At 73.9% G+C, this 23,668-nt stretch carries 22 protein-coding genes and 1 pseudogene; 14 read left to right on the forward strand and 9 right to left on the reverse strand.

What is annotated here, in order from left to right:
* Nucleotides 1-181 precede the first annotated feature (181 nt).
* The 7 genes and pseudogenes from LE181_RS00935 (at nucleotide 182) to LE181_RS00965 (ending at nucleotide 7,742) form a co-directional block, all read left to right on the forward strand.
* A complete protein-coding gene (locus LE181_RS00935) occupies nucleotides 182-1,177 on the forward strand; it encodes a TauD/TfdA family dioxygenase (RefSeq protein WP_225658916.1) in 996 nt (331 codons plus the stop codon).
* A 28-nt stretch (nucleotides 1,178-1,205) separates the two neighbouring features.
* On the forward strand, nucleotides 1,206-2,222 hold the full coding sequence (locus tag LE181_RS00940) for an ornithine cyclodeaminase family protein (RefSeq protein ID WP_225658917.1): 1,017 nt from the start codon (nucleotides 1,206-1,208) through the stop codon (nucleotides 2,220-2,222).
* Nucleotides 2,219-3,580 (forward strand): type III PLP-dependent enzyme domain-containing protein, encoded by a 1,362-nt coding sequence (locus LE181_RS00945; RefSeq protein ID WP_225658918.1) that lies wholly within the window; start codon nucleotides 2,219-2,221, stop codon nucleotides 3,578-3,580. The genes LE181_RS00940 and LE181_RS00945 overlap by 4 nt, the downstream gene beginning before the upstream one ends.
* Nucleotides 3,581-3,600: 20 nt before the next feature.
* Nucleotides 3,601-4,626, forward strand: coding sequence for a cysteine synthase family protein (locus tag LE181_RS00950; protein WP_225658919.1), 1,026 nt, complete (start codon nucleotides 3,601-3,603; stop codon nucleotides 4,624-4,626).
* Between the two features lie 13 nt (nucleotides 4,627-4,639).
* A pseudogene (locus LE181_RS00955) lies at nucleotides 4,640-5,953 on the forward strand (MATE family efflux transporter); the annotation flags it as partial.
* Between the two features lie 82 nt (nucleotides 5,954-6,035).
* A complete protein-coding gene (locus tag LE181_RS00960) occupies nucleotides 6,036-6,482 on the forward strand; it encodes an RrF2 family transcriptional regulator (protein WP_225658921.1) in 447 nt (148 codons plus the stop codon).
* A gap of 72 nt (nucleotides 6,483-6,554) precedes the next feature.
* Nucleotides 6,555-7,742 (forward strand): globin domain-containing protein, encoded by a 1,188-nt coding sequence (locus LE181_RS00965; RefSeq protein WP_225658922.1) that lies wholly within the window; start codon nucleotides 6,555-6,557, stop codon nucleotides 7,740-7,742.
* On the opposite strand, the gene LE181_RS00970 is transcribed toward LE181_RS00965, so the two are convergent.
* Genes LE181_RS00970 through LE181_RS00985 form a run of 4 tightly spaced genes read right to left on the reverse strand, consistent with a single transcriptional unit; the run spans nucleotide 7,700 to nucleotide 10,911 of the window.
* Nucleotides 7,700-8,599: an amino acid ABC transporter permease gene (locus LE181_RS00970; RefSeq protein ID WP_225658923.1), complete on the reverse strand. Its 900-nt coding sequence runs from the start codon at nucleotides 8,597-8,599 to the stop codon at nucleotides 7,700-7,702. The genes LE181_RS00965 and LE181_RS00970 overlap by 43 nt on opposite strands.
* Nucleotides 8,596-9,240 (reverse strand): amino acid ABC transporter permease, encoded by a 645-nt coding sequence (locus tag LE181_RS00975; RefSeq protein WP_225658924.1) that lies wholly within the window; start codon nucleotides 9,238-9,240, stop codon nucleotides 8,596-8,598. The genes LE181_RS00970 and LE181_RS00975 overlap by 4 nt, the downstream gene beginning before the upstream one ends.
* Nucleotides 9,241-9,251: 11 nt before the next feature.
* Nucleotides 9,252-10,151, reverse strand: a complete 900-nt coding sequence (locus LE181_RS00980; RefSeq protein ID WP_225658925.1) for a glutamate ABC transporter substrate-binding protein — start codon at nucleotides 10,149-10,151, stop codon at nucleotides 9,252-9,254.
* A gap of 16 nt (nucleotides 10,152-10,167) precedes the next feature.
* Nucleotides 10,168-10,911, reverse strand: a complete 744-nt coding sequence (locus tag LE181_RS00985; RefSeq protein ID WP_225658926.1) for an amino acid ABC transporter ATP-binding protein — start codon at nucleotides 10,909-10,911, stop codon at nucleotides 10,168-10,170.
* A gap of 208 nt (nucleotides 10,912-11,119) precedes the next feature.
* On the opposite strand from LE181_RS00985, the gene LE181_RS00990 reads away from it, so the two are divergent.
* The gene (locus LE181_RS00990) at nucleotides 11,120-11,908 is read left to right on the forward strand and encodes a GntR family transcriptional regulator (protein WP_225658927.1); all 789 of its coding nucleotides are present in this window, start codon (nucleotides 11,120-11,122) and stop codon (nucleotides 11,906-11,908) included.
* Between the two features lie 39 nt (nucleotides 11,909-11,947).
* On the opposite strand, the gene LE181_RS00995 is transcribed toward LE181_RS00990, so the two are convergent.
* Nucleotides 11,948-12,388, reverse strand: a complete 441-nt coding sequence (locus tag LE181_RS00995) for a DUF6278 family protein (RefSeq protein WP_225658928.1) — start codon at nucleotides 12,386-12,388, stop codon at nucleotides 11,948-11,950.
* A gap of 148 nt (nucleotides 12,389-12,536) precedes the next feature.
* On the opposite strand from LE181_RS00995, the gene LE181_RS01000 reads away from it, so the two are divergent.
* Nucleotides 12,537-14,378 (forward strand): SGNH/GDSL hydrolase family protein, encoded by a 1,842-nt coding sequence (locus LE181_RS01000; protein WP_372458210.1) that lies wholly within the window; start codon nucleotides 12,537-12,539, stop codon nucleotides 14,376-14,378.
* Between the two features lie 66 nt (nucleotides 14,379-14,444).
* Here LE181_RS01000 and lplAB read toward each other — a convergent pair whose 3' ends face one another.
* Nucleotides 14,445-15,500 carry a lipoate-protein ligase LplAB gene (gene lplAB, locus LE181_RS01005; RefSeq protein ID WP_225658930.1) on the reverse strand — a complete coding sequence of 352 codons (1,056 nt, stop codon included), beginning with the start codon at nucleotides 15,498-15,500 and terminating at the stop codon, nucleotides 14,445-14,447.
* Between the two features lie 217 nt (nucleotides 15,501-15,717).
* On the opposite strand from lplAB, the gene LE181_RS01010 reads away from it, so the two are divergent.
* From LE181_RS01010 to LE181_RS01020, 3 genes are all read left to right on the forward strand, one after another.
* The gene (locus LE181_RS01010; RefSeq protein WP_225658931.1) at nucleotides 15,718-16,194 is read left to right on the forward strand and encodes a DUF3761 domain-containing protein; all 477 of its coding nucleotides are present in this window, start codon (nucleotides 15,718-15,720) and stop codon (nucleotides 16,192-16,194) included.
* A 101-nt stretch (nucleotides 16,195-16,295) separates the two neighbouring features.
* The gene (locus tag LE181_RS01015; RefSeq protein WP_225658932.1) at nucleotides 16,296-17,123 is read left to right on the forward strand and encodes an inositol monophosphatase family protein; all 828 of its coding nucleotides are present in this window, start codon (nucleotides 16,296-16,298) and stop codon (nucleotides 17,121-17,123) included.
* 38 nt (nucleotides 17,124-17,161) lie between these two features.
* Nucleotides 17,162-18,577, forward strand: coding sequence for a phytoene desaturase family protein (locus LE181_RS01020; RefSeq protein WP_225658984.1), 1,416 nt, complete (start codon nucleotides 17,162-17,164; stop codon nucleotides 18,575-18,577).
* Nucleotides 18,578-18,724: 147 nt separating this feature from the next.
* On the opposite strand, the gene LE181_RS01025 is transcribed toward LE181_RS01020, so the two are convergent.
* Complete coding sequence (locus LE181_RS01025; RefSeq protein WP_225658933.1) at nucleotides 18,725-19,309, reverse strand: Clp protease N-terminal domain-containing protein; 585 nt, start codon at nucleotides 19,307-19,309, stop codon at nucleotides 18,725-18,727.
* A gap of 2 nt (nucleotides 19,310-19,311) precedes the next feature.
* Nucleotides 19,312-19,536: a helix-turn-helix domain-containing protein gene (locus LE181_RS01030; protein WP_225658934.1), complete on the reverse strand. Its 225-nt coding sequence runs from the start codon at nucleotides 19,534-19,536 to the stop codon at nucleotides 19,312-19,314.
* 110 nt (nucleotides 19,537-19,646) lie between these two features.
* On the opposite strand from LE181_RS01030, the gene LE181_RS01035 reads away from it, so the two are divergent.
* Both LE181_RS01035 and LE181_RS01040 read left to right on the forward strand, forming a co-directional pair.
* Entirely contained in the window at nucleotides 19,647-21,122 is a 1,476-nt protein-coding gene (locus LE181_RS01035; RefSeq protein ID WP_225658935.1) for an AlkA N-terminal domain-containing protein, read from the forward strand.
* A gap of 13 nt (nucleotides 21,123-21,135) precedes the next feature.
* Nucleotides 21,136-21,630 (forward strand): methylated-DNA--[protein]-cysteine S-methyltransferase, encoded by a 495-nt coding sequence (locus LE181_RS01040; protein WP_225658936.1) that lies wholly within the window; start codon nucleotides 21,136-21,138, stop codon nucleotides 21,628-21,630.
* Nucleotides 21,631-21,945: 315 nt separating this feature from the next.
* Here LE181_RS01040 and LE181_RS01045 read toward each other — a convergent pair whose 3' ends face one another.
* Entirely contained in the window at nucleotides 21,946-23,625 is a 1,680-nt protein-coding gene (locus tag LE181_RS01045) for a BCCT family transporter (protein ID WP_225658937.1), read from the reverse strand.
* Between the last annotated feature and the right edge of the window lie 43 nt (nucleotides 23,626-23,668).

Here is a 23,668-nt window from a genome sequence, read left to right on the forward strand (position 1 = left end):
GGCGGTACGTTCGAGCCAGCCTTCCGGCGCCGCGGACGAGCGGGCCCTCAACGCCCCCTGCGACGACCGCGCGTTGCCCCTGCGCCCCCACCCCTTCGCCCCTGCCGCGCCCTGCCCGGAATCACCCCACCCCACGGAACGACCGCCCCGGAACGACCGCTACGGAACGGGAGATCGCGCCATGAGTACGGGATCCGCCCCCCTCCGCCTGCTCGACGACGCCTCGGCCGGCGAGCTGTACCGGGCCGCCGAGGAGATACAGGCCGCATGCGGCACCGACACCACCTCGCCCGGGCTCCTGTGGAGGGTCCGGGAGCACGCCGCCCGCCTCGGCGAACCCCTGCGCCACCAGTGCCGGCCCGTGGACACCGACGCCGGCCTGTTCGTCCTGCGCGGCCTGCCCGTCGACGACGCCGGACTCGGCCCCACCCCGCTGAGCTGGGCGACCTCCGGCGACGCCGGCGCGCGCCACGACATCGCCCTCCTCCTGCTGGCCACCGTGATGGGCAACCCCCTCGCCTGGGAGGGGCAGCAGAACGGTCGTTTCGTGCACAACATCGTGCCCTCGGCCGGGCACGAGCGGGCACAGACCGGCGCCAGCAGCACCGTGCTGCTCAGCCCGCACACCGAGGACGCCTTCCACCCCGCCCGCGCCCACCTGCTGATGCTCGCCTGCATGCGCAACCACGACCGCATCGCCACCACCGCCGCCAGCATCCGCCGCGTCCGCCTGGACGAGGCCGCCGTCGACGAGCTGACCCGGCCCGCCCTGCCGATCCTGCCGGACGACGCCTACTTCGGACCCCGGAAGCACACCGGTCCCGCGCCCCGCGTGGCCACGCTGTGGCGGTCCGAGGACGGCCTCACCCTGCGCTTCGACCCCGCCTACACCCCGCTCGACGAGGCCACCCCCGCCTACGCCGCGGCCTACGGGCTCCTGGCCGGCGAACTCGCGCGCGTCTCCGTCGCCGTGCGCCTCGCCCCCGGCGAGGTCCTCGTCGTCGACAACGACCTCGTCGTCCACGGCCGGGTGCCCTTCACCCCCCGTTACGACGGCACCGACCGCTGGCTCAAGCGCGCCTCCGTCCACGTACCCGGCCGCCGCACCCGCCCGCCGGCCGAGGAGGCCGAGCACGGCTACGGACAGAAGGCCGCCCTGGCCCACGCCATCCTCTGAACGAGCCCCCACCGCACAGGGAGCAGCCATGACGGACACCAGCACGCCGGCCGGACACCTGCCCGACGACCGGACCCTGACCCTCCTGTCCACCGCCGACGTGGCCGGCATCGCCATCACCCCGGCCGACGTCGTCGAGACCGTGGAGCGGGCCTGCCGCACGCTCGCCGCGGGACTCTCCGACAACCCCCGCAAGCTCACCGTGAAGCCCGCGGACGGCCACTCGGTGGCGTACGCGATGCTCGGCCACGACGGCACCCGCGACGTCGTCGCCGTCAAGACCTCCTACAAACACGGCCTGCACCGCCCCCGCGGCGAACAGCACTACTACACCACGCTCACGCTCTACGACGACCGCACCGGACTGCCGGTGGCGATGATGGACTGCGGACGCATCGGCGCCCTGCGCACCCCGGCCGTCTCCGCGCTCCTCGCCCGCGCGTGCGCCGCCCCCGGCGCCCGCAGCGCCCTGGTGATCGGCACCGGCACCCAGGGGCGCCTGGCGCTGCCGTTCCTGCTCACCACTCTGCCGGGCCTCGAACACCTGATGCTCTACGGCACCCACCCCGAAGGCGTCGCGGCGGTCCGCGCGCAGCTGCGCGCGGACTTCCCCGACCGGTCCGTGGAGGTCGTCACCGACCCCGACAAGGCGGCAGCGGCCGCCGACGTCGTGCTCGCCACCGCCGGCCCGGGCACCCCCGCCGCCGTGCCGGCCGCCTCGCTGCGGCCCGGCTCCCTCGCCGTCCTCGTCGGCCACGGACTGGCCCCCTCCACGCTGCACGAGGCCGACCGGGTCGTGGCCACCAGCGAGGCCCAGATGCGCGTCACCGGCACCGACATGGCCGACGCGAGCGGCGCCCTGCCCGCCGTCGACGCCGAGTTCCCCGCCGTGATCGCCGGCACCGCCGCCGGGCGCACCGACCCGGGGGAGCGGGTCTTCGCCTACAACAGCGGGCTCGTCGTCACCGACATCGCGCTGGGCCACCGCTTCGCCCGGCTCGCCCTCGCCCGGGGCCTGGGAACCAGGGTGCCGCTGTGGCGATGACCGGCACGAGTGCACCTGCGCTGCCCGCCCGCCCCGACCGGCGGACGGCGCAGGTGCTCGCCAGCGGGCTGCTGCAGGAGCTCTCCCACGCCTTCGGCGGCCCGTTCCACTTCCTGCTCCCCGAGCACTTCGACGCCAACCTCGCCGCCTTCCGCGCCGCCCTCGCCGAGGCGGGGGTGACGGGGGAGGTGTCCTACGCGAAGAAGGCCAACAAGGCGGCCGTGTGGGTCGAGCGCTGCGCCGCGGCGGGCGCGGGCGTCGACGTCTCCTCCGCCGGGGAGCTGCGCGAAGCCCTCGCCCACGGCGTACGGGGGACGGACATCACCGTCACCGGCCCCGCCAAGCACGGGTACCTGCTGCGCGTGGCCCTGCTGCAGGGCTGCCTGATCGCCGTGGACTCCCCGGGGGAGCTGGACCACCTCCTGGCCCTGGCCGCCCAGGCGCGGCCGGCCAGGGTGCTGCTGCGCCACCGGCCCCCCGGGCAGCACAGCCGCTTCGGGCTCGACGACGCCGAGACGGCCGCCGCCCTGCGGCGCTGCGCCGGGGCCGGGGAGGTCGTCCGGATGGAGGGCTTCGCCTTCCACCTGTCCGGGTACGCCCTGCGCCCTCGCGCCGACCTGGCCGGACAGCTCGTCACCTGGTGCCGGCGGGCCCGGGAGTGCGGCCTGCCGGCCGACCGGATCGGCATCGGCGGCGGCTTCCCCGTCGACTACGCGGCCGCCGCCGACTGGTACGCCTTCCTGGCGCGGCAGCGGCCCGGGCACTACCACGCCGGCAAGGTCTTCCCGGCGGACGGCTTCTACCCCTACCACTCGCCGGTGGCCGGCGCCGACGCCCTGCGCGCCGTCCTCGCCACCGTCCCGGCGGGGCACGACCGCCCCCTGGGCCGGCTGCTCCGGGACGCCGGCATCACCGTGATGCTGGAGCCGGGCCGCGCCCTGCTGGACCGGGCGGGTGCGACCGTCTTCCGGGTGCAGGGCGTCAAGGACCGCGACGGCCACGCCGTGCTGACCGTCGACGGCAGCAGCCTGAGCCTGTCCGAGCAGTGGTTCAACAGCGAGTACCTGCCCGATCCCGTCCTCCTCACCCCGGCCGGCCCCGCCACCGGCCCGCCCGCGCACGCGGCCTGCGTGGGCGGGGCGACCTGCCTGGAGAACGACATGGTCAGCTGGCGCAAGGTGCCCTTCCCCGCCCGCCCCGCCGTCGGCGACCTGCTCGTCTACCCCAACACCGCCGGCTACCAGATGGACTCCAACGAATCCCCCTTCCACGAACTGCCGCTGCCGCCCAAGGTCGTCGTCGACGGCCCGGCGGACCGCCCGCGCTGGCGCCTGGACCGGCACGCCCCGGCCCACTGACCCACAGGAGCCCAGAACCCATGAACGAGGCACTCGCCCGGCCCGCCGTGGTCACCCGCCTCTCCGAGCTCATCGGCCGCACCCCCCTGCTGGAGCTGTGCCGCACCGCCACCGGCAGCCGGCTGCTGCTGAAGCTGGAGATGTTCAACCCCACCGGCAGCGCGAAGATCCGCATGGCCCGGCAGATGGTGCTGGACGCCGAGCGGCGGGGCGAACTCCCCCCGGGCGGCCGCATCGTCGAGTCGACCTCCGGCAACACCGGGCTCGGCCTGGCCGTGGTCGCCGCCGAACGCGGCTACGCCTTCACCGCCGTCGTCGACCACCACGCCTGCGCCGACAAGCTGCGGGCCATGCGCGCCCTGGGCGCCGAGCTGGTGTACGTCACCGACGGCGGCACCGGCGACCTGGCCACCGCCGCCCGCGAGGAGCTGGCCGGGCGCCTGGCCCACGGCCGGGACGACACCCTCTTCACCGAACAGCACAACAACCCCAGCAACGGCACCGGTTACGCGTCGGTCGCCCACGAGCTGCACCAGGCCCTCGACGGCCGCCTGGACGTCCTCGTCGCCGCCGTCGGCACCGGCGGCTCGCTGTGCGGCACCGCCCGCGAACTGCGCCGGATCCTCCCCGGCGTGCGGACCGTCGGCGTGGAGCCCGAGGGGTCCACCGCCTTCGGCCCGCCGGCCCACGACTACTACCAGTCGGGCACCGGCACGCCCGCCGGCGCCCCGCTCGGCGCCCTGGTGGACTTCGGCCTCATCGACGAGGGCGTCAAGGTCGGCGACGTCGCGGCCTTCGCCACCTGCCGCGCGGTGGCCCGCACCGGCCTGCTCATCGGCGGTTCCGCCGGCGGGGTCGTCCACGAGGCCCTCCGCCGGCTGCCGGCGCTGCCCCCGGGCTCCGTCGTCGTCGCCCTCGTCAACGACGGCGGCGAGAAGTACCTGGACACCGTCTTCGACGACGACTGGATGGCCGCCCGCGGCCTCCTCGCCCCCGCCACGGAACGGGCGGTCGACGAGGTCCTCGCCAAACTCCGCGGAAGGTGATGCCGTCGTGGGCGTGAACGTTCTCCTGCGCGACTGCCGCGGCCTGGCCTCCCTCGCCGTCCCGCTCGTCCTCACCCAGCTCGCCCAGGTCGCGCTCACCACCACCGACACCGTGATGATGGGCCTGCTCGGCACCCGGGAACTGGCCGCCGGCGGCCTCGCCCTCGTCCTCTTCAACCAGCTGCGCACCATGGGCGTGGGCCTGGTGACGGCCGTCGGCAACCACACGGCCGCGGCCGCCGCCCGGGCCGAGGCGGCGTCCCGCGACGGCGCCGGCGACATCCGTGCCACCGTGCGGGCCGGCATGGCCGTGGCCACCCTGGCGGGCGTCGCCGGGGCCGTCCTCATGGCCGCCGTCGGCCAGTGCCTGCCCCTGCTCGGCCAGGACCCGGACGTCGCCCACCGGGCCCGGGCCGTGCTCCTGGCCCTCGCCCCCGGGCTGCTGCCCTGCCTGTGGTTCCAGGCGGTGCGCCAGTTCACCGTCGGCATGCGCCGCCCGCAGGCGCTGCTGCGCATCACCCTGGTCTCCGTGGCCGTCAACGCCGCCCTGAACTGGGCGTTCCTCAACGGCGCCGGGGGCCTGCCCCGGCTCGGCCTCACCGGCATCGGCGTCGCCACGTCCCTGGTGCACCTGCTGTCCTTCGCCGCGCTGTACGCCTCGGCCCGCCGGGACGCCGAGCTCGCCCCCCTGCTGAGCGCGAACCCCCTGCGGGCCGGCCGCGCCGAGGTGCGCCGGCTGCTCGCCCTGGGCACCCCCATCGCCGCCACCTACGGCTCGGAGGCCGGCTTCTTCTCCCTCACCGCCCTGATGGCCGGCTCCTTCGGCAGCGCCGCGCTCGCCGCCCACACCGCCGTCAACCAGCTCGTCTACATCGTCTTCCAAGTGGCCGTGGGCCTCTCCCACGCCGCCTCCGTCAACGTCAGCCGGGAGCTGGCCCTGGGCGACGTCCCGGCCGCTAGGCGCCTGCGGAACACCGCCCTGGCCTGCGCCGCCACCGTGATGACCGTCGTCGGCGCCGGCTACCTCGCCTTCCCCGCCCTGTTCCTGCGCCCCTTCCTCGGCGCCGGCGACGACGCGGCCCTGTCGCTGGCCACCCGGCTGCTGGCCGTCGTCGCCGTCCTGCAGTTCTTCGACTGTGCCCAGAACATCGGCGTCGGCCTGCTGCGGGGCCTCGACGACACCAAGGGCGGCTTCCGGCTCACCCTCGTCGGCTACTGGCTCGTCGGACTGCCCGCGGTCCTGCTGTTCGGCTACGCGGCCGGCCTGCACACCCTCGGCATCTGGCTCGGTCTCCTGGCGGGCCTGGCGAGCACGGCCGCGCTGCTGCTGCGCCGCTACGACGTCGGCCTGCGCTCCCACCGCCCCCAGATAATTGGATTCCAGGAATCCAATTAGTTACGGTGGTGCCGTGCGACTCACCAAGAGCACCGACATCGCGCTGCGCATCGCCATGCGCCTGGCCGTGGAGGACCCCACCGACGCGGCGCCGACCACCCGCGAGGTGGCCGACGCCGTCGGTGTGCCCTACACCCACGCCGCCAAGGTGGTCAGCCGGCTGCAGCACCTGGGGGTCGTCGAGGCCCGCCGGGGCCGCGGCGGCGGGCTCGCCCTCACCCCGGCCGGACGCCGGGGCTCGGTCGGCCGCCTCGTGCGCGACCTCGAAGGCGCCGGCGACGTCGTCGGCTGCGAGGACGAGCCGCCCTGCCCGCTGCGTGGCGCGTGCCGGCTGCGCGGGGCGCTGCGCGACGCCCAGGAGGCGTTCTTCGCCGCACTCGACCCGCTCACCGTCGAGGACCTGACGGGCCCTCCGACGGGTCCGGTCCTGCTGAGCCTGGGGACGCGCCCCGGAAGCTGACCCCCCCTGTGGTCCCCGGCCCGTTCGCACACCCGAAAATACGAATCTCAGATACCAATTTGAGGAGCGCCGATGCTGTCCCCGAAGTCGACCGAGATCGTCCGCGCCACCCTGCCCGCCGTCGGCGGCGCGATCGGAGAGATCACGCCGCTCTTCTACGACAAGCTGTTCGCCGCCCATCCGCAGCTGCTGCGCGACCTGTTCAACCGCGGCAACCAGGCCGAGGGCAGCCAGCAGCAGGCCCTCGCCGGGGCCGTCGCCGCCTTCGCCACCGCGCTCGTCGAGCACCCGGACGTCCGCCCCGACGCGATGCTCTCGCGCATCGCCCACAAGCACGCCTCGCTCGGCGTCGGCCGCGAGCAGTACCGGATCGTCCACGAGCACCTCTTCGCCGCCATCGTCGAGGTGCTGGGCGAGGCGGTCACGCCCGAGGTGGCCGCCGCCTGGGACGAGGTGTACTGGCTGATGGCCAACGCCCTCATCGCCATCGAGGCCCGGCTGTACGCCGGGGCGGGTGCCCTGCACGGCGCCACCTGGCGGACGTACCGCGTCGTCGCCCGCCACCGGGAGACCGCGGACGTCGCCACCTTCGTCGTCCGCCCGGCCGACGGCCGCCCGCTGCCCGCCGCCCGGCCCGGCCAGTACGTCTCCGTGCAGGTCCCGCTGGCCGACGGTGCCCGGCAGATCCGCCAGTACAGCCTGTCCGGACTGCCGGAGGACGCTCTGCAGTTCTCCGTCAAGCGCGTGACCGGCGACCCCGCGGGCGAGGTCTCGGGCCACCTCCACGACCACGTGGCCGCCGGCGACACCCTGCTCCTCAGCCACCCCTTCGGGGACGTGACCCTCGACGACGGCGACGCGCCGCTGCTGCTCGCCTCCGCCGGGATCGGCTGCACCCCGATGACCGCGATGCTCGCCCACCTCGCCGCCACCGGCTCCACCCGCCGCGTCATCGCCGTCCACGCCGACCGCAGTGAGGACACCCACGCCTTCCGCACCGACCTCGACCAGCTCGTCGCCAAGCTCCCGCACGCCACCGCCCACGTCTGGTACGAGCAGCCGCAGGCCGACTGGCCCGCCGACCGCACCGGACTGGCCGACCTGTCCCTGATCGACGTCCCGGCCGGCACCACCGCCTACCTCTGCGGCCCCCTGCCCTTCCTGCGCGCCGCCCGCGCCCAGCTGCTGGCCGCGGGCGTGGCGGCCGCGGACGTCCACTACGAGGTCTTCGGCCCCGACCTGTGGCTGGGCGGCTCCTGAAGCTGCTGACCGGCGCCCGGCAGCAGCGGGCCCGGCTCCGCCGCGGCGACCTCCACCTTCCGGGTCTTCAGGCTGCGCCGCTGCCGCTTCGCCACCCAGGTGGCGAACCACGACAGCAGCATGCACATGCCGATGTAGACGGGTGAGATGACCATGACGACGGGGATGAAGGGGAGGTCGTAGTCGAGGTTGCTGGCGATCAGCTTGCCCGCGTGGAGGAACTCCTCGTAGGTGATGAGGAAGCCGAGCGAGGTGTCCTTCAGGGCGACGACCAGCTGGCTGATGATGGCCGGCAGCATCGCGCGCACGGCCTGGGGGACCAGCACGTGCGTCATCACCTGGGTCTTGCGCATGCCCAGGGAGTAGGCCGCCTCGCGCTGGCCGCGGTCGACGGCGTTCACGCCCGTGCGGAAGACCTCGGCCAGCACCGAGCCGTTGTAGAGGGTCAGGCCGGTGACCAGGGCCGGCAGCGGCTGGACCTTGAGGGCGACGAAGACGAAGAAGATCATGACCAGCACGGGCATGGCCCGGAAGAACTCCACCACGAGCGTGGCCGTCCAGCGCAGCGCGCGGTGCTCGGAGAGCCGGCCGCAGGCGAGGATCCCGCCGAGGAGGAGGGAGAGCACGGCGGCGTAGGCGAACGCCTTGAGGGTGTTGCCGAGGCCGTCCAGGAGCAGTTCCTGGATGCCCTCGTACGCGAAGGGCGTCCACTTGGCGGCCGTGAACTGCCCGGTGTCGAAGAGGAGGTAGAGCACCCAGGCGACGATCCCGAGGATCACCACGGTGGCCAGCAGGCCGTAGAGGAGGTGGCGGCGGCGGGCGTGCGGTCCCGGGATGTCGTAGAGGGCGGTGGTCATCGGGCGATCCCCCAGCGCTTCTCCAGCACGTTGAAGATCGCGCTGATGGACAGGGTCACGAGCAGATAGCCGACGGCGATCCAGACGAAGGACCAGACGATGCTGTAGCCCAGCTCGTTGAGCGGCTTGTACGTGCCCAGGAGCTCGGTGACGCTGAACGACCCGGCGATCGCCGAGTTCTTGGCGAGCGCGATCAGCGTCGAGCCGACGGGCGGGATGACGGACCGGAACGCCTGGGGGAGGACGACGTCGCCGAGGGTCTGGGCGAAGGTCATGCCCAGGCTGTGGGCGGCCTCGCCCTGGCCGGTGGGCACGGTGTTGATGCCCGAGCGCAGCACCTCGCAGATGAAGGCGGAGGTGTAGGAGCCCAGGGCGAGGACCGCGAAGAGCTGGAAGGGCAGGACGATCCCGAAGCGCGGCAGCCCCAGCATCACCGCGAAGAACAGCAGGGTGAGCGGGGTGTTGCGCAGCACCGTCACCCACACCGTGCCGAAGACGCGCAGCGAGCCGACGGGCGCCACCCGGAACGAGGCCATGACGAAGCCGAGGACGAGCGCGAGCAGCGAGGCGTAGACGGTGAGCTCGATGGTGCCGAGCAGGCCCTCGCCGTAGAGGGAGAGGTTGTCGGTCAGTACGTCCACGGAGGTCCTCCTCAGCCCGCCGGGTAGCGGTCGACGGGTGGCGGCTGCGGGGCGGGCACTCCCGACAGGCCCAGGGTCGCGTCGTAGGCCCGCTTCCAGTCGCCGTTCTTCTCGTGCGCCGTGACGGCGTCGTCGAGGGCGAAGCGCAGCGCGGTGTCGCCGCGGGGCACCCCGATGCCGTAGGGCTCCTTGGAGAAGGGCGCGCCCACCACCTTCAGCGCGTCGGGGGCCTTGGCGGCGAAGCCCATGAGGATGGTGTCGTCGGTGGTGACGGCGTCCACCTGGAGGCTGAGGAGGTTGTCCACGCAGATCGAGTAGGTGTCGTAGGCGACGGCGACGGCCTTGGGGTAGTCGCGCTGGATGCGCTGCAGCGGGGTGGAGCCGGCCGCCGAGCAGACCCGCTTGCCCGCCAGGTCCTGGGGGCCGTGGATGTCGTCCTCGTCCTTGCGGACCAGCAGCGACTGCCCGGCGATGTAGTACGGCCCGGCGAAGCCGACCTGCTTCTTGCGCAGGTCGTTGATGGTGTAGGTGCCGACGTAGTAGTCGATCTGGCCGTTCTGCAGGGCGGTCTCGCGGTTGGCGGAGGCGATGGTGCGGAAGGAGACCGTCTTGGGGTCGAAGCCGAGCGAGGCGGACATCATCTTGGCGATCTCGATGTCGAAGCCGGAGTAGGCGCCGGTGGCGGGGTCCTTCTGGCCCAGGTAGGGCTGGTCCTCCTTGGCGCCGACCACGAGGTGGCCGCGGCGCCTGGCGGCCGTCCAGGTCGGGGAGTCCGGCAGCCGGAACCCGGTGGCGACGGGGTAGACGGGCAGCTGGTCGGGCTGGGGTCCCTTGACGGGCGGGCTGCCCTCCTTGCCGCATCCGGCGGTCAGCAGGGCCGCGAGGGCGAGCGCGGCGACGAGGCGTCTCATGGGTGCCGTCACCCCCTCAGTGCTTGAGGATCTTGGAGAGGAAGTCCTTGGCGCGCTCGCTCTCGGGCGCGGTGAAGAACTCCTCGGGCGTGCGGTCCTCGACGATGCGGCCGTCCGCCATGAAGACCACGCGGTTGGCGGCCGAGCGGGCGAAGCCCATCTCGTGGGTGACGACGACCATCGTCATCCCGTCCCGGGCGAGCTGCTGCATGACCTCCAGCACCTCGTTGATCATCTCGGGGTCGAGGGCGGAGGTCGGCTCGTCGAAGAGGAGCGCCTTGGGGTCCATGGCCAGCGCCCGGGCGATGGCCACGCGCTGCTGCTGGCCGCCGGAGAGCTGCGCGGGGTACTTCTCGGCGTGGGCGAGCAGCCCCACCCGCTCCAGCAGCTCCCGCGAGCGCCGGTCGGCCTCCTCCCTGCCGCGCTTGCGGACCTTGACCTGGGCCAGGGAGACGTTGGCCAGCACCGTCTTGTGGGCGAAGAGGTTGAACGACTGGAAGACCATGCCGACCTCGGTGCGCAGCCGGGCCAGCTCCCGCCCCTCCGCCGGCAGCGGCCGGCCGTCGAGCAGGACGGTGCCGGACTCCACCGGTTCGAGGCGGTTGATGGTGCGGCACAGTGTGGACTTGCCGGAGCCGGAGGGGCCGATGACCACGACCACCTCCCCGCGGCCGACGGTGAGGTTGATGTCCCGCAGCACGTGCAGCGTGCCGTAGTGCTTGTTGACGTCCCTCAGTTCGATCAACGGATCGACGGCCATACCCAGCCCTATCCACTCTCAGCTGTCTCGCAGTCGCCGCAAACTATCCGCATCGAAAACGGGACTTCCGTGCTGACACGCACACCTCCCGGGAATGGGCCGGATCGGAGCCGCAGAGGCCGCCATTTGCCCTAGGTACACAGACCGAGCCTGGGTACCTAGCCTGTGGGGGCGGACGGGGGGAAGCAGAGGGGGAAGGGAGCCCGGTGTGGGTGACAGCAGGCCCGTATACCTGCGCATCGCGGACGACCTGCGGCAACGGATCGACGAGGGCGCCCTGGTGGTCGGCGACCGCATCCCCTCCCGCTCCGAGCTCAAACGGGCCTACGAGGCCAGCGACCAGACCGTCGACCGCGCGGTCCGCGTCCTGAAGGCCGCCGGCTACGCCGAAGGACAGTTCGGCCGGGGCGTCTTCGTCGCCGACCGGGCCCCGCTCGGCACCCTGCTGCGCTCCACCGGCGCCGTCGACTCGCCCTTCGCCGCCAAGATCCGCGGCTACGCCGCCGGCGACGAGGCGTCCCCGGCCGGTGCCGGCGACCGCGGCACGGCGCTGACGTGGGAGGCGTCCTCCAGCGAGACCCCCGCCCCCGCCGGCATCGCCGAACGCCTGGGCATCGGCCCGGGCGAGCCCGTGCTGTGCACCCAGTACGAATACCTGGCCAACCGGCACCCCGTGCAGCTGGCCACCAGCTGGGAGCCCCTGACCATCACCGAGGGCACCGACGTCGCCCTCCCCGAGCGCGGCCCCTACGCCCGGCGCGGAGTGCGCGGCCGGCTCGCCGCCATCGGCATCCGCGTCGTCCGGGCCCGCGAGCTCGTCGGCTCCCGCCCCGCCACCACCCCCGAGGCCGAGGCGCTCGGCTGCGCCGCCGGCCAGTGCGTCACCGTCGTCGAGCGCACCCACTTCGACGGCGAGGACCGCGCCGTGGAGACCTCCGACATCGTCGTCCGGGCCGACCGCTGGCGCCTGGAGTACACCATCCCCTTCACCAGCTGACACCGTCCGGCCTGCCCGCTGACACCGTCCGGCGCCGGGTCAGTTCTCCGCGACCTCCGCGTAGAGCTGCGACAGCTCCGGGGCGCCGTCCGCCGCCCACGACTGGCCCGCCTCGACCACGTCGATCTCCCGCCCGCTGGCCAGCCGGACCACCGGCTGCCCGTCCGGCCAGATCCACCAGCCCGCGCCCGTGACCGTGCGCACGATGACCGTGCCCAGGTACAGCCCCGCGTCGTTACCGAGCCAGGGCACCAGTTCCGGGTCCTCACGCCAGCGCGGCTGCAGCTGGTCCAGCGCCTCCAGGGACGACGGCGAGTCGTCGAGTGCGATCCCCGCCGACTGCGCGTGCGCACGCAGCAGTTCGCACTCCGACAGCAGCTCGGCCAGGCCCTCCGGCCCCCGGTCGGCCGCCTCGGGCAGCGCCACCCCGTGCGCCGGGCCGTGCCGCTTGCGCCAGCTGTCCAAGAAGGGAATGTTCATACTGGCCAGGATCTCACTCCCACGGATGGCCCCACCACAGGCGCGCTGCGCCCGACGTGGCCGGTTGGCCTCCTTGACGTTCCCCTGGTGCCTCCCTAACTTCATCCCGCCACGTGCAGAGCGGGGAACGCTGGGAGGCATGACGCACATGCTCCGGACGACGCAGCCCACGGACAACGCACGTCACAGACCGCCCGCCGCCCGCGCGTTCGCGGCGGCGGTGCTCGCGGCCGGAGCGGTGTGCGCCCTCGCCCTGACCGGCGCCCCGGCGCACGCCGCGGGCGTGCCGCACCGGGAAGCGCTCCCCCTGGAGCGGCTCTTCGACAACAGGGCCGTCAGCGACGACGCCCACCCGCAGGACGCCGACTTCGACGGCCGGGGCAGCTCCTACTCGGCCCAGGACCTCAGGGCCGCCGGCTGGACCCGGGGTCGTACGATCGCCGTCGACGGCGCCGCACTCACCTGGCCCCGGACGCGGCCCGGGACGCCCGACAACGTGGTCGCCGACGGGCAGGCGGTGCGGCTGAACGGCCGCGGGGACGCCCTCTCCTTCCTGGTGGCGAGCAGCTCCCCGGTGGGGGAGCGGAGCGGCTCCGACGGCACGGGCACGATCCGCTACCGCGACGGCTCGCAGAGCCCCTACCGCCTGCAGGCGCCCGACTGGCGTCACGGGCCGCTGACCACCAAGGCCGTGGGGCTGCCGCACCGCAACACCACGGGCGGCCGGCGGACCGAGACGACCCGCCTCTACGTGGTGAGCGTGCCCGTCGAACGCTCCCGGGAGATCGCCGCCGTGGTGCTGCCCGCCGACGGCCCCACGAGCGACCTCCACGTCTTCTCCCTCGCCCTGCGCGCTCCCTCGAACGGGTGGACCGGCAGCTGGGCGGCGTCCACGTCCGGGTACGCGACGGTGGGCCCGTGGACCGACCGGACGCTGCGGCTGATCGTGCACAGCAGCGCGGGCGGCCCGCGCACCCGCATCCGGCTGGAGAACACCTTCTCCCAGCTACCCGTCCGCATCGGCCGTGCCACCGTGGCGGTGCAGGGCCGCGGGGCGGCCGCGGACGGCCGCCCCGTACCGCTGGCCTTCGCCGGCCGCAGCGCGGCCGAAATCCCCGCCGGGGCGCAGCAGTTCAGCGACCCCGTGGGCTTCCGCGTACCGCCGGACACCAACCTGCTGGTCAGCATCCACCTGCCGGGCACCGTACGGGCGCTGCCCGTGCACAGCTACAGCAACCAGGTCTCCTACCTCAGCGCCGACGGCGCCGGCGACCGCACCGGCGACCGGGGCGGCGACGCCTACGGGCAGCAGCTGGACGGCTGGCCGCTGCTGACTGGCGTGGACGTCGGCGGCGGGCCCGGCTCCGTGGTGGCCCTCGGCGACTCCATCACCGACGGCGAACGCGCCACGCCCGGGGCCAACGGCCGCTGGCCCGACCTGCTGTCGCGGCGGCTGCTCGGGCAGCACGCGGTGCCCCGGCTCGGCGTCCTCAACCACGGCATCTCCGGCAACCGCGTCGTGACCGACCGCTACACGGGCGAGGGCACCAGCACGATCAGGAGCGGGGTCAGCGCGGAACACCGCCTGGAGCGCGACGTCCTGGCCCAGACCTCCGCCCGGACCGTCGTGATCTTCGAGGGCGTCAACGACATCCGCGCCGGCACGAAGGCCGACGAGGTCGTTGGCGCCCTCACCAGGATGGCGGACGTCGCCCACCGGCGCGGCATGCGCGTCGTCGCCGCCACCATCGCGCCGTGCGGCGGCTTCTTCGACTGCACGGCCGGGGCCGAGGCCGAGCGCGTCGCCATCAACCGGCACCTGCGCAACAGCCCCGTCTACGACGCCGTGTTCGACTTCGACGCCGCCATTCGCGACCCCCGCCACCCGGACCGCATGCTGCCGCGCTTCGACGGCGGCGACCACCTGCACCCCAACGATGCGGGAATGAAGGCGTTCAGCGACGCGATCGACCTGCGGAAGCTGTTCTGAGGCACGCTCCGGCGCATGCTCGGACACGCGCCGTGGCGCATGTTCTGACGCAGGCCGCCCGGGCGGCTACGGCACCCGTGCCGTCCACTCCGCCGAGGCGAACTTCGTCGCCGCCAGCTCCTCGGCCCGCGCCAGCTCCCCGGGGGTGACCGAGCCTTCCGCCAGGCCGTACCGGCCGCGGAAGGTCTCGATCATCTTCTCGATGACCGCGGAGCGCGGCAGACCGGTCTGGCGGCGCAGCGGGTCGACGCGCTTCTTCGCGCTCTTGGTGCCCTTGTCGGAGAGCTTCTCCTTACCGATGCGCAGCACGTCGAGCATCTTCTCGGCGTCGATGTCGTAGGCCATGGTCACGTGGTGCAGCACGGCCCCGTCGCCGGTGACCATGCGCTTCTGCGCCGCGCCCGCGATCTTGCCGGCGTCGGTGGCGATGTCGTTGAGCGGCTGGTACCAGGCTTTGATGCCCATGTCGCCGAGGGCCGCCAGCACCCAGTCGTCGAGGTAGGCGTAGCTGTCGGCGAAGGACAGCCCCTGCACCAGTGCGTCCGGAACGTACAGGGAGTAGGTGATGGTGCTCTGAGCCTCTACGAACATGGCCCCACCGCCACTGATGCGCCGCACCACGGTCATCCCGTGGCGTTCGGCACCTTCGGGGTCCACCTCGTTCCGGAGCGACTGGAAACTCCCGATGACCACCGCCGGGGACTCCCACTCCCATACCCGCAGCGTCGGCGGCCGCCGGCCGGCCGCCACCTCGGCGGTCAGGACCTCGTCCAGGGCCATGTGCAGGGTGGGGGACTGGGGGCCGTCGTGGATCAGCTGCCAGTCGTAGTGGTGCCAGTCCGTGGCGTTCGCCAGCGCCCGGCGCACCGCCACGCCCACGGCCTCCGACGAGAAGCCGAACATGACCGTGCCCTCGGGCAGGGCGGCGTCGATCCGGGCGGCGAGCTCCGGAGCGGGCAGGTCCGCGTCGGCGCCTTCCAGGGCGCGGTTGATGTCGAGCAGCGCCTCGTCCGGCTCCAGGAAGAAGTCCCCGGCCACCCGCACGTCACGCAGCGCCCCGTCCGCGACGTCCAGATCGACGACGACGAGCTTGCCGCCCGGCACCTTGTATTCACCGTGCACGGCGCACCCTCCATCTTGCTTCCTCCGGCCGGCCCGGTCGGCCGGCAGCGAATCAACCGTAACTCCGTCATCTGGCCACGCGTTCGCCGCGATGCCCCATACACTCTGACCACCCCCCACCCCGCCCTCCCGGACCGCCGGGCGCCGGCTCGCGACCGGGTGCGGAGCCATGCGCGGAACTGCTTCGCGCAGCAGTACACCGGGGGGAATCCTCATCGTGAGCACGTTCACCGCGCGGCGGACCGCACGGGCCTGTGCGGCGCTGTTCGCCGCGCTGGCACTGGGACTCGGCGCCGTCGCCTGCGACGACGGCGACGGCAAGAAGACGCAGGACCCGAAGCCGACCGTCTCGACGACGACACCGTCGGAGATAGCCGGGCCCACCGCCACGCCCACACCCAGCCCGACACCCACCCCCACGCCCTCGCCGAGCAGCGCCTCGCCGACCCCCTCGCCCACGCCGCCGGCCAAGGCTGACGCGGGTTCCCTCGGCGGCGCCGTCTCGGGCGGGTCCGGCGGTTCCGGTTCCACATCCACCGGGGGAGGCGGCGGCTCGTCGTCCACCACGGGCGGCTCGCACAGCGGCGCCTCCGCGATCTGCAACGACGGCACGTCCTCCTACTCCGCGCACCGCAGGGGCACCTGCTCCCACCACGGCGGTGTCGCGCAGTGGCTCAAGGACCTGCCCTCCTGAGCCCGCCCCGGCAGCAGGGCCGGCGAGGGGTTCACTCCGGGGACACCATGCGGCCATCACCGCATCACCGATTGTCGGTGCGACGTGGTTCGATGGTTCGTATGATCGATGAATTTCTCGCAGGTGATGTGAACGATGTCGAGGAAGTGGTCCGCAAGGCGGCCGCCGCCGAGATCCTGCCGCGCTTCCGGCAGCTCGCCGCGGACGAGATCGTCGAGAAGAACGGCCCCCACGACCTCGTGACCGTCGCCGACCGGCTCGCGGAGGAACACCTCACGCACGCGCTGACGGCCCTGCTGCCCGGATCCGTCGTCGTCGGCGAGGAGGCGGTGCACGCCGACCCGCGCATCCTCGCCTCGCTGTGCGGCGAGGAGCCGGTGTGGATCGTCGACCCGGTCGACGGCACCCGGCAGTTCGTGAACGGCGACCCCGGCTTCGCCACCCTGGTCTGCCTCGCGCACCGCGGCGAACTGCTCGCCTCCTGGACCTACGCGCCGGCCCTGGAGCTGATGGCGATAGCCCGCAAGGGGGAGGGGGCGGTGCTCAACGGCGTGCCGCTGCGATCCGGTTCGCCCGAGCCGGGCCGGGACCTGGAAGTGGCCACCTCGCACTACGACTTCACCACCGACGAGCAGAAGCGGGTGCTGGACGCGCTGCGGACGGACGGGGTGGCGCCGCGCCCCTGCGGCTCGGCGGGGCTCGAATACCTCCACATCGCGCAGGGCGTCCTCGACGCCGTGGCCTTCTCCTGGGAGAACGCCTGGGACCACGCCGCCGGCCTGCTGCTGGTCTCCGAGGCGGGCGGGGCCAGCGGCACCGTCGCCAAGGAGCCGTTCCGTATCGCGGGCGGCAACGCGCTGCCCTTCAGTGCCGCGCGGGACGAGATGACGTTGCGGCATATCCTGGACCTGCTGGCGTCCGCCGGCTGACACGCAGGGACACGAGGGGAGCCCGTCCGGTGGCCACCATGCTCGACGCGGTCGTCGTGGGAGCGGGGCCCAATGGGCTGACCGCCGCGGTCGAACTGGCCCGCAGGGGCCTGTCCGTGGAGGTGTTCGAGGCCGCCGACGTCGTCGGCGGCGGCGCCCGCACCGAGGAGCTGACCCTCCCGGGCTTCCGCCACGACCCGTGCTCCGCCGTGCACCCCCTCGCCGTGCGCTCGCCCGCCTTCAGCGCGATGCCGCTCGGCCGGCACGGCCTGGAGTGGATCCACCCCGACCTGCCGATGGCGCACCCCTTCCCGGACGGCACGGCGGCTGTCCTCTCCCGGCTGATCGGCGAGACGGCCCGCTCGCTGGGCCCGCGCGACGCCGGTGCCTACCGGCGGCTCGTCGCGCCCTTCCACGGCCGGTGGGACACCCTCGCCGCCGACTTCCTGCGCACGCAGTGGGACGGGCTGCCGCGCGACCCGCTCACGTACGCCCGCTTCGGGCTGGCCGCGGGCCAGTCCGCCACGCTGCTGGCCCGGACCCGCTTCCGGGACGAGAAGGCCCGCGGCCTGTTCGCCGGGCTCGCCGCGCACGGCATCGCGCCGCTGGGCGCCCTGGGCACCGGGGGCATGGCCCTGATGTTCGCCCTCGCCGCCCACGAGTGCGGCTGGCCCGTGCCCCGCGGCGGCTCGCAGGCGATCGCCGACGCGCTCGCCTCGTACCTGCGGGAGCTGGGCGGCACCGTGCACACCGGTTTCGAGGTGAAGCACCTCGACGACCTGCCCCCCGCCCGGACCTTCCTCTTCGACACCTCGCCCACCGCCCTGGCCCGCATCGCCGGCCTGGGCAACGCCTTCCCGCGCTTCCGCTACGGGCCCAGCGTCTTCAAGATCGACTATGCGCTGGACGGCCCGGTGCCCTGGACCGCCGAGGCCGCCCGGCGGGCCGGCACGGTCCACGTCGGCCCCACCATGGGCGAGATCGGCGAGGCCCTGCGGGCCGCCGTCCACGGCGACGACCCCGCCGTACCGTTCCTCATCACCGCCCAGCCCAGCATCGTCGACCCCACCCGCGCCCCCGAGGGCAAGCACACCTTCTGGGTGTACGGGCACGTGCCCAGCGGCTGGGAGGGCGACGCCACCGAGGTGATCGAGCGCCAGATCGAGCGCTTCGCCCCGGGCTTCGGCGACCTGGTCCTCGCCCGGGCCACGGCGGGGCCGCCGGAGCTGGCCGCCCGCAACGCCAACTACGTGGGCGGGGACATCGCGACGGGCTCGGTGGCGGGCCTGCGCCTGCTGATCCGCCCCCGCCTGGCCCGCGTCCCGTACGCCACGTCCCACCCGGCGGTCTTCCTCTGCTCCTCCGCGACCCCGCCGGGCCCGGGAGTCCACGGAATGTCCGGCCACCACGCGGCAAAGGCCGCCTGGCGCCACCTGCGACAGGGCGCCGCGTAGGAGGCGGGGCGGGGCGGGCGCCGTCCGGTGCCGGGGCCCGGTCCGGCGGTTGCGTGGAGGGCTCAGGTGCCTGGGTCATGCACGTAAGGCCCCCCGGCCCGTGACTCCCCCCCGGCTACCGAAGGGCGCGCCCGGCGGTGCCTCGCGCTACGCCGCCGCCCGGCCCAGGTCCGCCACGACGTCCGCGCGTACCGCCGCCGTGTCCGTGCCGAGCCGGCGGAAGAGGCCGGCCGTCGCCCGGTCCTCCGTGTCCAGGACGCCCAGCAGCACGTGCTCGACCCCGATGCGGTCGTCCCGGCGCGCCAGTGCCTCGCGCAGCGACCGTTCCAGCGCCTTCCGGGCCCGCCGGGTGAAGGGCAGGTGGCGCTTGCGATCCCGGTCGCGGCCGAACAGCCGTCGGGTCCCCGGTGTGGGCGGTGGGACGGCGTCCAGTGCTCCCCTTCCGAAGACGTCCTCCGCCCGCCCCCGCACCGCGTCGAGGTCGATGCCGAACGCCCGCAGCGCCTCCGCGTCGCTCTTGTCGAAGGGGGCGTCCGGTGCCGTGAGTGCCGCCCGGCATGCCTGCGGCGTGATCCCCAGCCGTGCCAGCGTGGCGGCTCCGGGCGCCCGGTCCCGGTGGACCATCGCGAGCAGGAGATGCTCCGGGCCGATCTCCGGGTGCCGGAGCGAGCGCGCCTGCTCCTGCGCGTCGATCACCACTTCGCGCGCTTCCTTGGTGAACCGCTGGAACATGCCTACCTCCGCGCGTGCTTCTTGTGGACTGCCTGCCTGCTGACTCCCAGCGCGGCCCCGATCTCCTCCCAGGACCAGCCCTGCCGTCGTGCACCGGCGACCTGGAGTTCCTCCAGGCGCTCGACCAGGCGCCGCAGAGCGGCGACCGCCCGCAATCCCACCTGGGGATCCGGGTTCATGGCGGCCTCGGTGGTACCGACCGCTTCCTTCGCATCCGTTCCGGCCATGCTGTCAACCTAGGATGACAGCGCAGAGGCTGTCAACCGTCATTGACACGCATATCGCGATGTCGGATTTCCGCGAGCCCCGACCCCCCTCCGCCCCCGATCCTTGAACCATGCACACCGACTTCGACCGCTGCGTACGGGCCGTCCGCTCCCGGGACGCGCGCTTCGACGGCTGGTTCTTCACCGCCGTCCTCACCACGCGCATCTACTGCCGCCCCAGCTGTCCGGCCGCGCCGCCGAAGGACCGGAACATGACCTTCTACCCGAGTGCGGCCGCCGCCCAGCAGGCCGGATTCCGGGCCTGCAAACGCTGCAGACCCGACGCCGTCCCCGGCTCCCCCCGCTGGAACGAGCGCGCCGACCTCGTCGCCCGCGCCATGCGCCTCATCGGCGACGGCACGGTCGACCGCGAGGGCGTCCAGGGCCTCGCCGACCGCCTCGGCTACAGCACCCGGCAGGTCGAACGCCAGCTCCTCGCCGAACTCGGCGCCGGACCCCTCGCCCTGGCCCGCGCCCAGCGCGCCCAGACCGCCCGCATCCTCATCGAGACCAGCGCACTGCCCATGGCCGACGTGGCGTTCGCCGCCGGCTTCGCCTCGATCCGCACGTTCAACGAGACCGTGCGCGAGGTCTTCGCGCTCACCCCCACCGAGCTGCGCACCCGCGCCTCGGGCACGGGCGTCCCGGCCGCCCCCGGCACCCTCACGCTGCGCCTGCCCTTCCGCGCGCCCCTGTGCCCCGACAACCTCTTCGGCCTGCTCGCCGCCACCGCAGTGCCCGGCGTGGAGGAGTGGCGCGACGGCGCGTACCACCGCACCCTGCGCCTGCCCTACGGCCACGGGACGGTCGCCCTGAGCCCGCGCCCCGACCACATCGCCTGCCGGCTCGCCCTCACCGACCAGCGCGACCTGGCCGGCGCCATCAGCCGCTGCCGCCGGCTCCTCGACCTCGACGCCGACCCCGAGGCCGTCGACACGCACCTGCGCACCGACCCCCACCTCGCGCCGCTCGTCGACAAGAACCCCGGCCGGCGCGTGCCGCGCACGGTGGACGCCGAAGAGCTCGCCGTACGCGCCGTCCTCGGCCAGCAGGTGTCGACCGCCGCCGCCCGCACCCTCGCCGCCCGTCTGGTGGCAGCACACGGCGAGCCCGTCGCCGTCCCGGACGGCGGCCTCACCCACCTCTTCCCCTCCGCGCAGGCCCTCGCCGCCCTGGACCCCGGGGCCCTGGCCATGCCCGCCGGGCGCCGGGCCACCCTCGTCCGCACCGTGGAGGCACTGGCGAGCGGCGAGCTCGCCCTCGGCGTCGGCAGCGACTGGGCCAAGGCCCGCGACCGGCTCGCCGCGCTCCCGGGCATCGGACCGTGGACGGCCGGGCTCATAGCCATGCGCGGCCTCGGCGACCCCGACGCCTTCCTCCCCACCGACCTCGGCATACGGCGGGCGGCCGCCCGCACCGGCCTGCCCGGCACGCCCGCCGCCCTGTCCCGGCACGCCGCCGCCTGGCGGCCCTGGCGCGCGTACGCCGTCCAGTACCTGTGGTCGGCCGACGACCACGCCGCCGCCCGCATGCCCGCCACCGTCTGAACGGAACACCACCATGTCCCGCGTCCACACCGTCATCGACAGCCCCTACGGGCAGCTGACCCTCGTCGCCGCCGACGGCGTCCTGTGCGGCCTCTACATGACCGGTCAGCGCCACCGGCCGCCGGAGGAGAGCTTCGGCGAACGCGACGACGAGGGGCCCTTCCCCGAGGCCACCCGCCAGCTGGCCGCCTACTTCGAGGGCGACGCGACCGGCTTCGACCTGCCGCTGCGCCTGGACGGCACGACCTTCCAGCGGCGGGTCTGGGAGGCCCTGCGGCAGATCCCCTACGGGCAGACCCTCTCCTACGGCGAACTCGCCGCCCGCATCGGCTCCCCCGGCGCCTCCCGGGCCGTCGGCCTCGCCAACGGCAAGAACCCGATCGGCATCATCGTCCCCTGCCACCGCGTCATCGGCTCCACCGGCAGCCTCACCGGCTACGGCGGCGGCCTGGACCGCAAGCGGCGACTGCTGGCCTTCGAACGCGGCGACGAGCAGTGGCTGTTCTGACGGGCGGAGGCGGCGAGCCCGTTCCGGCCGACCACGGGGCCGGGCGGGCCCGGAGCCGGGCGCGTGGCGCGGCGTGCTCGGGCCCTGAGCCGGGCGGACCCTGAGCCGGGCGGACCCGGTGGCGGGCGGGCCCTGAGCCAGGCGGACCCGGTGACAGCCGGGCCCTGAGCCGGGCGGGCTCCCGCGGCCGACGGGCCCGTTCCGGCCGACCCCGTGGCCGACCAGGCTGCCCGCGCCCGGAGACACCGGCCGGCCGCACCCGCTGGGGGCCCGCTGGGGCCCCGTACCGTACCGCCCTCGCCGCCGCGGCGCCCGTCAGGGGGCGTCGTCGTTCCCGCGCTCGCGAGCGCTCTCCGCCACCCGCCGCAGCCGTGGATGCCGTACCGGGCCGTGCTCCGAGACGGCCTCGCCGACCATCGTGCGCAGGGCGTCGCCCAGGCCGTGGATCGCGTGGTGCCGGGCCGGGCCGGCACCCGGGTCGGTGCGCAGCTCCCGCAGCAGGGACCAGCACAGCGCGAGCATCACCACCACGAACGGCAGCGCCACCAGGATCGTCGCCGACTGCAGGGACGTCAGGCCCCCGGCCACCAGCAGCACGGCCGCGACCGCGGCCATGAGGACGCCCCAGACGACCACCAGCCAGGTCCGCGGGTGGAGCGCGCCGCGGCTGGAGAGGGAGCCCATCACCAGCGACGCGGAGTCCGCGCTGGTGATGAAGTACGTCATCACCAGCGCCATCGCGATCCACGACGTCAGCGTGGCCAGCGGCAGGGTGTCCAGCAGGGCGAACAGCGACGCCTCCGCGCCCTCCTTCACGGTGCCGGCCATGTCGGCGGCACCGGTCATGTCCAGGCGCAGCGCGCTGCCGCCCATCACGCAGAACCACACCACCGTCGCCCCACTGGGCACCAGGAGCACCCCGATGAGGAACTCGCGGATCGTGCGGCCGTGCGAGATGCGGGCGATGAACGTGCCGACGAACGGCGCCCAGGAGAGCCACCACGCCCAGTAGAAGATCGTCCAGGCGCCGAGCCACTTCGAGTCGGTGAACGCGCCCGTGCGGGTGGCGAGCGTCAGCAGGTCGTGGAGGTAGCCGCCGGTGGCCGAGGGGACGGCGTTGAGCACGAAGACGGTCGGGCCGAGGAGGAACACGAACAGCATCAGGCACGCCGCGAGCGCGATGTTGAGGGTGCTCAGCCACTTCACGCCCTTGTGCAGCCCCGAGAAGGCGGAGAGGACGAACGCGGCGGAGAGCGAGGCGATGATGACGAGTTCGAGGGACGTGGAGTCCTTGACGCCCGTGGTGATGTTGAGGCCCTTGGAGACCTGCAGGGCGCCCAGGCCGAGGCTGGTCGCCGTGCCGAAGACCGTCGCGAAGACGGCGAGCAGGTCGATGGCCCGTCCCGGCCAGCCGTCCGCCCGCCGTGCGCCCAGCAGGGGGACGAACACTGAGCTGAGCCGGTTGCCGCGGCCCTTGCGGAAGCCGGCGTAGGCCAGGGCGAGACCGGCCATGCCGTAGATGGCCCAGGGGTGCAGGGTCCAGTGGAAGAAGGAGTACTCCAGGGCGGTGCGGGCGGCCGCGGGGGAGTTCGCGACGACCCCGGTGCCCGGGGGCGGGACGACGAAGTGCTGCAGCGGCTCGCCGACGCCGTAGAACATCAGGCCGATGCCCATGCCGGCGCTGAACATCATCGCGATCCAGGCGAGGTTGCCGAACTCCGGCTGCGAGCCGTCCGCACCCAGCCGGATGCGGCCGTACCGGCTCACGGCGATCACCACGCACAGCACGAGGAACACGTCGGCCGCGACCACGAACAGCCAGGCGAAGTTGGACAGCACCCAGCTCAGGGCCGTCGTCGACACCCGGTCGAACGAGTGCTTGCCCAGGGCCGCCCACGCCACCACCGCCAGCACCGCGGCGCCGCCGATGACGACGAGGGGCATGTCCGGGGGTTCGTCCTGCGGTGAGCGCGGCTCGGTGCTTTCGGTGCTCATGACGCCCCACTATGGCCGGAAAACGCCTGATCGGTCGGGCTGG

This window comes from Streptomyces sichuanensis (genome assembly GCF_020328095.1).
GTDB lineage: Bacteria > Actinomycetota > Actinomycetes > Streptomycetales > Streptomycetaceae > Streptomyces > Streptomyces cinnamoneus.

Excerpts from the sequence above, each read along its gene's own strand:
- LE181_RS00935 (WP_225658916.1), top strand. The coding sequence starts at position 182 with ATGAGTACGGGATCCGCCCCCCTCCGCCTGCTCGACGACGCCTCGGCC.
- LE181_RS00940 (WP_225658917.1), top strand. The coding sequence starts at position 1,206 with ATGACGGACACCAGCACGCCGGCCGGACACCTGCCCGACGACCGGACC.
- LE181_RS00945 (WP_225658918.1), top strand. The coding sequence starts at position 2,219 with ATGACCGGCACGAGTGCACCTGCGCTGCCCGCCCGCCCCGACCGGCGG.
- LE181_RS00950 (WP_225658919.1), top strand. The coding sequence starts at position 3,601 with ATGAACGAGGCACTCGCCCGGCCCGCCGTGGTCACCCGCCTCTCCGAG.
- LE181_RS00965 (WP_225658922.1), top strand. The coding sequence starts at position 6,555 with ATGCTGTCCCCGAAGTCGACCGAGATCGTCCGCGCCACCCTGCCCGCC.
- LE181_RS00970 (WP_225658923.1), bottom strand. The coding sequence starts at position 8,599 with ATGACCACCGCCCTCTACGACATCCCGGGACCGCACGCCCGCCGCCGC.
- LE181_RS00980 (WP_225658925.1), bottom strand. The coding sequence starts at position 10,151 with ATGAGACGCCTCGTCGCCGCGCTCGCCCTCGCGGCCCTGCTGACCGCC.
- LE181_RS00985 (WP_225658926.1), bottom strand. The coding sequence starts at position 10,911 with ATGGCCGTCGATCCGTTGATCGAACTGAGGGACGTCAACAAGCACTAC.
- LE181_RS00995 (WP_225658928.1), bottom strand. The coding sequence starts at position 12,388 with ATGAACATTCCCTTCTTGGACAGCTGGCGCAAGCGGCACGGCCCGGCG.
- LE181_RS01000 (WP_372458210.1), top strand. The coding sequence starts at position 12,537 with ATGCTCCGGACGACGCAGCCCACGGACAACGCACGTCACAGACCGCCC.
- LE181_RS01015 (WP_225658932.1), top strand. The coding sequence starts at position 16,296 with ATGATCGATGAATTTCTCGCAGGTGATGTGAACGATGTCGAGGAAGTG.
- LE181_RS01020 (WP_225658984.1), top strand. The coding sequence starts at position 17,162 with ATGCTCGACGCGGTCGTCGTGGGAGCGGGGCCCAATGGGCTGACCGCC.
- LE181_RS01025 (WP_225658933.1), bottom strand. The coding sequence starts at position 19,309 with ATGTTCCAGCGGTTCACCAAGGAAGCGCGCGAAGTGGTGATCGACGCG.
- LE181_RS01030 (WP_225658934.1), bottom strand. The coding sequence starts at position 19,536 with ATGGCCGGAACGGATGCGAAGGAAGCGGTCGGTACCACCGAGGCCGCC.
- LE181_RS01035 (WP_225658935.1), top strand. The coding sequence starts at position 19,647 with ATGCACACCGACTTCGACCGCTGCGTACGGGCCGTCCGCTCCCGGGAC.
- LE181_RS01040 (WP_225658936.1), top strand. The coding sequence starts at position 21,136 with ATGTCCCGCGTCCACACCGTCATCGACAGCCCCTACGGGCAGCTGACC.
- LE181_RS01045 (WP_225658937.1), bottom strand. The coding sequence starts at position 23,625 with ATGAGCACCGAAAGCACCGAGCCGCGCTCACCGCAGGACGAACCCCCG.